The organism is Thermus sp. NMX2.A1, from assembly GCF_000511705.1.
GTDB classification, from domain to species: Bacteria; Deinococcota; Deinococci; order Deinococcales; family Thermaceae; genus Thermus; species Thermus scotoductus.
Genome location: NZ_ATNI01000094.1, coordinates 1 through 5,170, shown reverse-complemented (window position 1 = coordinate 5,170; position 5,170 = coordinate 1). Strand labels below are relative to the sequence as shown.

Genomic DNA, 5,170 nt, shown 5'->3' with positions numbered 1-5,170 from the left:
AGCAAACCCCTGCGGCCCGGCACCCTGGCGGTGCCCGTGGACCCTGAGGGCCCCTTGGAGCCTGGGGGCTACCTCCTCCTGCCCGAAGCCGCCCGGCGGATCCTGGTGCGGGCCGCCCGCAGGGCCAGGGGCGGGATGCGGGTGGGCCTCGAGGGAAGGCGGCTCGGCCCAGCCCTCTTCCTCTGGGGCCCGGCCTTGGGGAAGGCCCAGGGCCCCCTGGCCCCCCTCCGCCCAGGGCCCCACGAGCCGGTGCTCCTGGCCTCACCCCTGGAGGCCCTCCTCGAGGCCGCCCAAGCCCTCGGGGAAGAGGCCTGGGCAGGGGTGGACTTGGAGGTGGCCCTAGTGGGCCGCCGCTGGGCGGTGCTGGGGGGCTTCCTGTACGGAGAGGGCCAAGCTTTCTTGGCTTTCCTGGACCCAAAGGAGGCGGAATGAGGCTGGGCCCAGGGGAGGCAGTCTTAGCTACAAGCTCCACTTGTGCAGGAGCTATGTAGCTAAGAACCCGGACTGGGGGGCCTTGCGGCCCCGCGGCCTTGGGCGAAAGGAGGCCCCATGGCCCTGAAGGAGCGCATGTTCGGCTTTCTGGGGAAGCTGGAGCGGGCCCTGGCCCTGGTGGAGGCGGGCAAGGTCCACCCCGTGGTGGGCAGGCCCCAGGTGTTTGTGGTGGAAAGCCAGGAGGGGCGGGGCCACTACCTGGTGGACCTCGAGGAGGAAACCTGCACCTGCCCCGCCTGGACCTCGGGCAAGACCCGCCCCTGCAAGCACCTCCTGGCGGTGGTGGTGCACCTGTGGCGGGAAGGGCAGGACAGGAGGGAGGAGGCCCGGCCCGGGGAGCGGCCCGTGGCCTGAAGGAGGGGGAAGGCGGCCCGGGGCCAAACCCCGGGCCCTTTCCTTTTGCGGAGGTGCCCTATGAGCTTGCGGGGAAGGCTTGCGGCCTTGGAGATGGCGGCCCGGCGAAAGGGGGAAGGGCTTCCCCCCTGGATGGGCCTCGAGGTACACGAGGTCCTCCGCTTGCGGCGGCGTGGGCGGATGCGCCGGGTCCTGAGGGAACTGGAGGGAAGGGGATGATGGAGTTCCTGATCCTCATGGCCCTCTTGGGCGGGCCCCTTCTGGTCATGACCCTCCTGGTGGGGGCCCTGGAGGAGCTCGGCATCCTCAAGCCCCCTTCCGAGGAGGACTGGCCTCACGGGGAGTGGCGGGGAAAGCTCCCCTGGCCCCTCTCCCTCTTTGAGGAGGAGGACGGGGGGGCCTAGCGGCCCCCCGGGAAGGTCCAGGAGGTGAAGGATGAAGAACCTCCTGGTAGGCATCTTGGCCCTGGCTACGGCCATCGGCGTTCCCGCCTTGAGGGCTTGGCGGGGAGAGGCCCCCTTCCCCACGCCGGAGGCGGGCCTTCTTTTTGCCCTCCTGGCCCTGGGCGGGGCAGTGCTGGTTTGGGCGGGAAGGAGGTAAGCGTGTTTGCGAAAACCGGGAAAGCCATCGTCAACCTGGCGGCCACGGAGAGGATCCGCCTCCTCAAGGACACCTTGGAGTTCTACGGCCTGGACGGGAGCGTGCACACCTGGGTGAACTTCCCCACCCCGGAGGAGGCGGAAAGGGCTTTCCGGCTCCTGGCCCTGGAGCTCGAGGCGAAGGGGCAGCTGCTGATGGCCTTGCAGGAGGCGGAGTAGGGGCTTGGGGGGGCTCAGGCCCCCCCGGCCCTAAGGCGCAAGGAGGTGAAGATGCAGGCGCAAGAGGCTCTGGCACGGCTCACGAGGCCCCTCTCGGCGGAGGAGATCGAGTGGAAGATCATCTCCTCCAAGGGCGGCACCACCACCATCGCCCCCTTCATCGATGCCCGGGCGGTGATGAGCCGCCTGGACGAGGCCTTCGGTCCCTTCGGGTGGCAGGTGCGCTACACCCCGGCCCAGGTGGGGAACGAGCACGGGGTGATCGCCGCCATCGCTATCAAGAACCCGGAAACCGGGGAGTGGATAGAGAAGCAGGATGGCGCAGGGGCCACGGACATGGAGCCCTTCAAGGGGGGCATTTCCGGGGCCCTCAAGCGGGCGGCGGTGGCCTGGGGGATCGGACGGGAGCTCTACCGCTACCCCCGTATCCTCATCGAGGGGGAGCACCGCTACATCCCCAAGGCGGTGCTGGAGCGCTTGAGCAAGCTCCCCGAGGCAGTGGCCCAGGGGAAGCCCCTGCCCGAGGTGATCCGCCTGAACGAGCGGGGGGAGAGCGTCAAGCGCTAGCTATGGGGGGCGGGTCCCTCCGCCCCCCTATGCTTGGTCCTGGGAAAGACATGGGCCTTCCCCTCGAGGGGCCTTTAGGAGCTTTTTAGGGCCTGTCCCTTTCCAGAAAAGAGGGGGTGGGGGCAAGCGGCCCAGCTTCCTTCGCGAAAGTGAGATTTCGCGAAGATAGAGAGGCCCGTTCCTGACGCAAAAACGGGGCACCCCGGTTTTGGGGTGCCCCGCTCCCCCGTGCGGCCGGGAGCACGCCGTGGCTGGCCATATGGCTGGCCTCTGCCGCCACGATGAGGCCCGTGGCCGCCACGCCCCGCCTCTCCCAGCGGCGCTCTCCGGGAGAGGACCGGAGGCGCAAGAAAGCGGTGGACGCGGGTACTTCCACGGGGGCGACTCCCTTCCCCGCCCTTAGCCCCCTGGGTGCTACCGAGCTTCCCCTAGGGGGACCCTCCCTTCTCCTCCAGAGGAGGGGGGCGACTCCGCCACCGCTGGAGAGGCGCCCCGGAAGGGCCGTCTTGAGGATAGCACGGGGGCGAAGGGTTCGGGGGCGCGCGTCTTACCCAGGAAGAGGGGGAAAGGCGGCGGTTCCTGGGTAAGAACGCCCAGGACTTCTACACCCTCCCCCCATCCCCAAAGCCCTCTAGGCCCTTTCTAACCCCTGTCGTTTTCCAAGTAGCTCTCCAGGCCCAGGAGGTGGCCGATGAGGGCCGCCGCTTCCTCTCGGGCCAGGTCAGAAAAGTCCTCTGCCTCCACCCTTCTTCCGGTCTCCTCGCTCAGAAAGCGATTGGCGTAGTCGAGGAGCTCCCCTTCCGTCATCCCGAGCCTCTTCCCCAGCCACCGGATGTACCGCAACTGCTTCGGCGTGGGGGGCTTCCTCACCCCTTCCTCCTTCCGAGGAAGAGCAAAAGGCCGAGGAGGAACCCCGCCCACCCCACGGCCAGGAGGAGCCTGGCCTCTTCTTCGGGCAGGAAGGACACGAAGTCCCCTCGGGTCTGGCAAGGGAGGGTGAAGGCTAGGACGAAGAGCCCCCCGAGGGCGAGGAGGCCTCCCAGGAGCTTTCTGGGAGAGGTGGGCCTCCTCTCGGAGAGAGCCCAGAGCAGGACCAGGTTGGCCGAGAGGCTACCGGCGAAGACCACCACTTCCGTTGGTGTCCATCCAGGACTACAGGCCAGCATCCCTCCTCCTTTCCAGGACGGTCTCTACCCGCTCCACCCCGAAGTGCGCCTGGGCGAGGGGAAGGAGGAGCCTCCTTCCAGCCCCGCCCTCCTCCCTCCCACACGCCCACTCCCCGGAGCCCCTTCCCCCGGGTGAGGTGGGGGGGTATGAGGACTTTCTCGCCGGGCTTCATGGAGCTATGGTAGGCCCTTCGCCCTCTGCCCGGGCCTCGAGGTCTTCCTCGGAGGGGAGGGCCAGGGCCTGGTGGAGGACGCGCCCGTCGGCCTCTCCTTCTAGGCGAGGAACCTCTTCTCCTTGGGCGCGAGCCCCTTCGCCTGCAGCCTCTCCCGGGCCTCCTCCAGGAGGAGCTTCCACGCGGCCTCCTCGCCTAGCCTGGCGAGGGCGGCTTCCTCCAGGGCCTCCCACGGGAGGCCGCTTTCGGTGTACTCCTCCCAGAGGAAGAGCACGGCGATCTGGAAGGGGGTGAGCCCCTTGCCCAGGAGCCGGAGCACCCGCTCCTCCTCTTCCGGGGAAAAGTCCTTCTCCCTTCCCCCGAGGAGGCGGTAGGGGACCTCCACCAGGATCCCCGGGAGCTCCCGGGCCACGGCGAGCCGCACCCACTTCGGCACCTTCTCGTGGGGCTTCTCCGGTAGCCTCTCCTCCTCTTCTCGGAGGCTCCTGGGCTTCACCGGGGCCTTCCCGGCCACGGCGTAGGCGTAGAGCTTGACCAGCATGTCGCGGGCCTCCTCAGGGAGACCCCTCCTTCGGATGTCCTCTAGGACCATCTCTACCAGCACGGTTCACCTCCTCGTTGCCCTCCCTACTACAATGTTCGCATGGACCTGGAGGGCGCTTACAACCTCGGCTTCCTCTCCGGCTTTCTCGTAGGGGTCTTTGCCGCCCTCTTCTCCCGCCCCCTGGCCCTCTTCCTCTTCGACCTCCTCCTCGAGGTGGACCGGAGGGTGTCCCGCAAGCTCAGGGCCCTGTGGGCGGCGAGGAAGGCCGGGCGTTAGTGGAAAACTTATTCCCCACGTGGGGAACGGGCTTTCCTAGGACCAGAAGCCCCGCCAGGACGCTCTCCAGGCTTCCCGCCTCCACGGGGCGGTAGCTCTCCCCGGGCGGGGACTCCACGTAGACGGCGTCCACCAGGTTGGCCGCCAGGTGCCCCCGCCGCCCCTTGAGGGGCGGAAAGCCCGGGAGGGCGAGGCCCTCCACCCAGCCCGAGCCCTCGAGGAGGTCGAGGCCGAGGAAGCGGGCCATGGCCGCCACCTCCTCCTCGGAGGCCTCGGCGATCCGCCTCCTGATCCGCCTCGCCGCCTCCCGCTTGGTGAGGGGGTAGTCCTCCCCCACCTCCTCCGCCACCCAGTCGGGGGCCTCCATCACCTCCTCGTCCTCCCCCACCTTCTCCCCCGGCTCGTAGGGGGCGAGCCAGAAGGCGGGGAGGCTGTCGCCCTCCATGTAGACCTCGACCTCCAAGCTATTCCGGTCCAGCACAAGCCTCATCGTCATCCTCCTCATCCCTAGGCCCTCACCAGAAGGCCCAGGGCCTCGGCCACCAGACCTGCGAGCCGTCTGGCGGCGGCCTCCTCGTCCTCCCCGGTGGCCTCCAGGTGGACCACGCCTCCCCCTCCGAGGGGAAGGACCCTGGCCCAGGCTCGCTTTCCCTCCTGGAAGGCCACCCCCACGGGCACCTCCTCCCACCACAGGGAGACGCCCTCGGTGCCCGAGAGCACCTTGAGCCCTAGAGCTTTCATGGCCTCTTTCAGCGTCTTCACCTCCTTGATGTTAATGTT

13 protein-coding genes are annotated in these 5,170 nt (G+C 68.6%); 8 read left to right on the top strand and 5 right to left on the bottom strand.

Going from position 1 to position 5,170, the window contains the following annotated elements; translation table 11 throughout:
- The 7 genes from TNMX_RS13045 to TNMX_RS10850 form a co-directional block, all read left to right on the top strand.
- On the top strand, positions 1 to 432 hold a 432-nt coding region (locus TNMX_RS13045; protein ID WP_038032143.1), incomplete at its 5' end, for a hypothetical protein.
- Positions 433 to 549: 117 nt separating this feature from the next.
- Complete coding sequence (locus tag TNMX_RS10865) at positions 550 to 846, top strand: SWIM zinc finger family protein (protein ID WP_038032141.1); 297 nt, start codon at positions 550 to 552, stop codon at positions 844 to 846.
- A gap of 60 nt (positions 847 to 906) precedes the next feature.
- Positions 907 to 1,065, top strand: a complete 159-nt coding sequence (locus TNMX_RS12925) for a hypothetical protein (RefSeq protein ID WP_156919460.1) — start codon at positions 907 to 909, stop codon at positions 1,063 to 1,065.
- Positions 1,062 to 1,250 (top strand): hypothetical protein, encoded by a 189-nt coding sequence (locus TNMX_RS10860; RefSeq protein ID WP_038032139.1) that lies wholly within the window; start codon positions 1,062 to 1,064, stop codon positions 1,248 to 1,250. The genes TNMX_RS12925 and TNMX_RS10860 overlap by 4 nt, the downstream gene beginning before the upstream one ends.
- Positions 1,251 to 1,281: 31 nt before the next feature.
- The gene (locus TNMX_RS12920; RefSeq protein ID WP_156919459.1) at positions 1,282 to 1,446 is read left to right on the top strand and encodes a hypothetical protein; all 165 of its coding nucleotides are present in this window, start codon (positions 1,282 to 1,284) and stop codon (positions 1,444 to 1,446) included.
- A gap of 2 nt (positions 1,447 to 1,448) precedes the next feature.
- Positions 1,449 to 1,664 carry a hypothetical protein gene (locus TNMX_RS10855; RefSeq protein WP_038032137.1) on the top strand — a complete coding sequence of 72 codons (216 nt, stop codon included), beginning with the start codon at positions 1,449 to 1,451 and terminating at the stop codon, positions 1,662 to 1,664.
- 51 nt (positions 1,665 to 1,715) lie between these two features.
- The gene (locus tag TNMX_RS10850) at positions 1,716 to 2,231 is read left to right on the top strand and encodes a Rad52/Rad22 family DNA repair protein (protein ID WP_038032135.1); all 516 of its coding nucleotides are present in this window, start codon (positions 1,716 to 1,718) and stop codon (positions 2,229 to 2,231) included.
- A gap of 642 nt (positions 2,232 to 2,873) precedes the next feature.
- Here the strand turns inward: TNMX_RS10850 and TNMX_RS10845 are convergent.
- The 3 genes from TNMX_RS10845 to TNMX_RS10835 all read right to left on the bottom strand — a co-directional run bounded on the left by TNMX_RS10845 (position 2,874) and on the right by TNMX_RS10835 (position 4,174).
- Positions 2,874 to 3,101, bottom strand: a complete 228-nt coding sequence (locus tag TNMX_RS10845; RefSeq protein ID WP_038032132.1) for a hypothetical protein — start codon at positions 3,099 to 3,101, stop codon at positions 2,874 to 2,876.
- Positions 3,098 to 3,397 carry a hypothetical protein gene (locus TNMX_RS10840; RefSeq protein ID WP_156919458.1) on the bottom strand — a complete coding sequence of 100 codons (300 nt, stop codon included), beginning with the start codon at positions 3,395 to 3,397 and terminating at the stop codon, positions 3,098 to 3,100. The genes TNMX_RS10845 and TNMX_RS10840 overlap by 4 nt, the downstream gene beginning before the upstream one ends.
- Before the next feature lie 273 nt (positions 3,398 to 3,670).
- The gene (locus TNMX_RS10835) at positions 3,671 to 4,174 is read right to left on the bottom strand and encodes a hypothetical protein (protein WP_038032126.1); all 504 of its coding nucleotides are present in this window, start codon (positions 4,172 to 4,174) and stop codon (positions 3,671 to 3,673) included.
- 39 nt (positions 4,175 to 4,213) lie between these two features.
- Between TNMX_RS10835 and TNMX_RS12915 the strand changes: the two genes are divergently transcribed.
- Complete coding sequence (locus TNMX_RS12915) at positions 4,214 to 4,390, top strand: hypothetical protein (protein ID WP_156919457.1); 177 nt, start codon at positions 4,214 to 4,216, stop codon at positions 4,388 to 4,390.
- On the opposite strand, the gene TNMX_RS13040 is transcribed toward TNMX_RS12915, so the two are convergent.
- Both TNMX_RS13040 and TNMX_RS10825 read right to left on the bottom strand, forming a co-directional pair.
- The gene (locus tag TNMX_RS13040) at positions 4,353 to 4,880 is read right to left on the bottom strand and encodes a hypothetical protein (RefSeq protein ID WP_038032123.1); all 528 of its coding nucleotides are present in this window, start codon (positions 4,878 to 4,880) and stop codon (positions 4,353 to 4,355) included. The two genes, TNMX_RS12915 and TNMX_RS13040, sit on opposite strands and share 38 nt — an antisense overlap.
- A gap of 17 nt (positions 4,881 to 4,897) precedes the next feature.
- On the bottom strand, positions 4,898 to 5,170 hold a 273-nt coding region (locus TNMX_RS10825), incomplete at its 5' end, for a hypothetical protein (RefSeq protein ID WP_038032120.1).

Coding starts and splice junctions, on each gene's coding strand:
- TNMX_RS10865 (WP_038032141.1), top strand. CDS start 550: ATGGCCCTGAAGGAGCGCATGTTCGGCTTTCTGGGGAAGCTGGAGCGG.
- TNMX_RS12925 (WP_156919460.1), top strand. CDS start 907: ATGAGCTTGCGGGGAAGGCTTGCGGCCTTGGAGATGGCGGCCCGGCGA.
- TNMX_RS10860 (WP_038032139.1), top strand. CDS start 1,062: ATGATGGAGTTCCTGATCCTCATGGCCCTCTTGGGCGGGCCCCTTCTG.
- TNMX_RS12920 (WP_156919459.1), top strand. CDS start 1,282: ATGAAGAACCTCCTGGTAGGCATCTTGGCCCTGGCTACGGCCATCGGC.
- TNMX_RS10850 (WP_038032135.1), top strand. CDS start 1,716: ATGCAGGCGCAAGAGGCTCTGGCACGGCTCACGAGGCCCCTCTCGGCG.
- TNMX_RS10840 (WP_156919458.1), bottom strand. CDS start 3,397: ATGCTGGCCTGTAGTCCTGGATGGACACCAACGGAAGTGGTGGTCTTC.
- TNMX_RS12915 (WP_156919457.1), top strand. CDS start 4,214: ATGGACCTGGAGGGCGCTTACAACCTCGGCTTCCTCTCCGGCTTTCTC.
- TNMX_RS13040 (WP_038032123.1), bottom strand. CDS start 4,880: ATGAGGCTTGTGCTGGACCGGAATAGCTTGGAGGTCGAGGTCTACATG.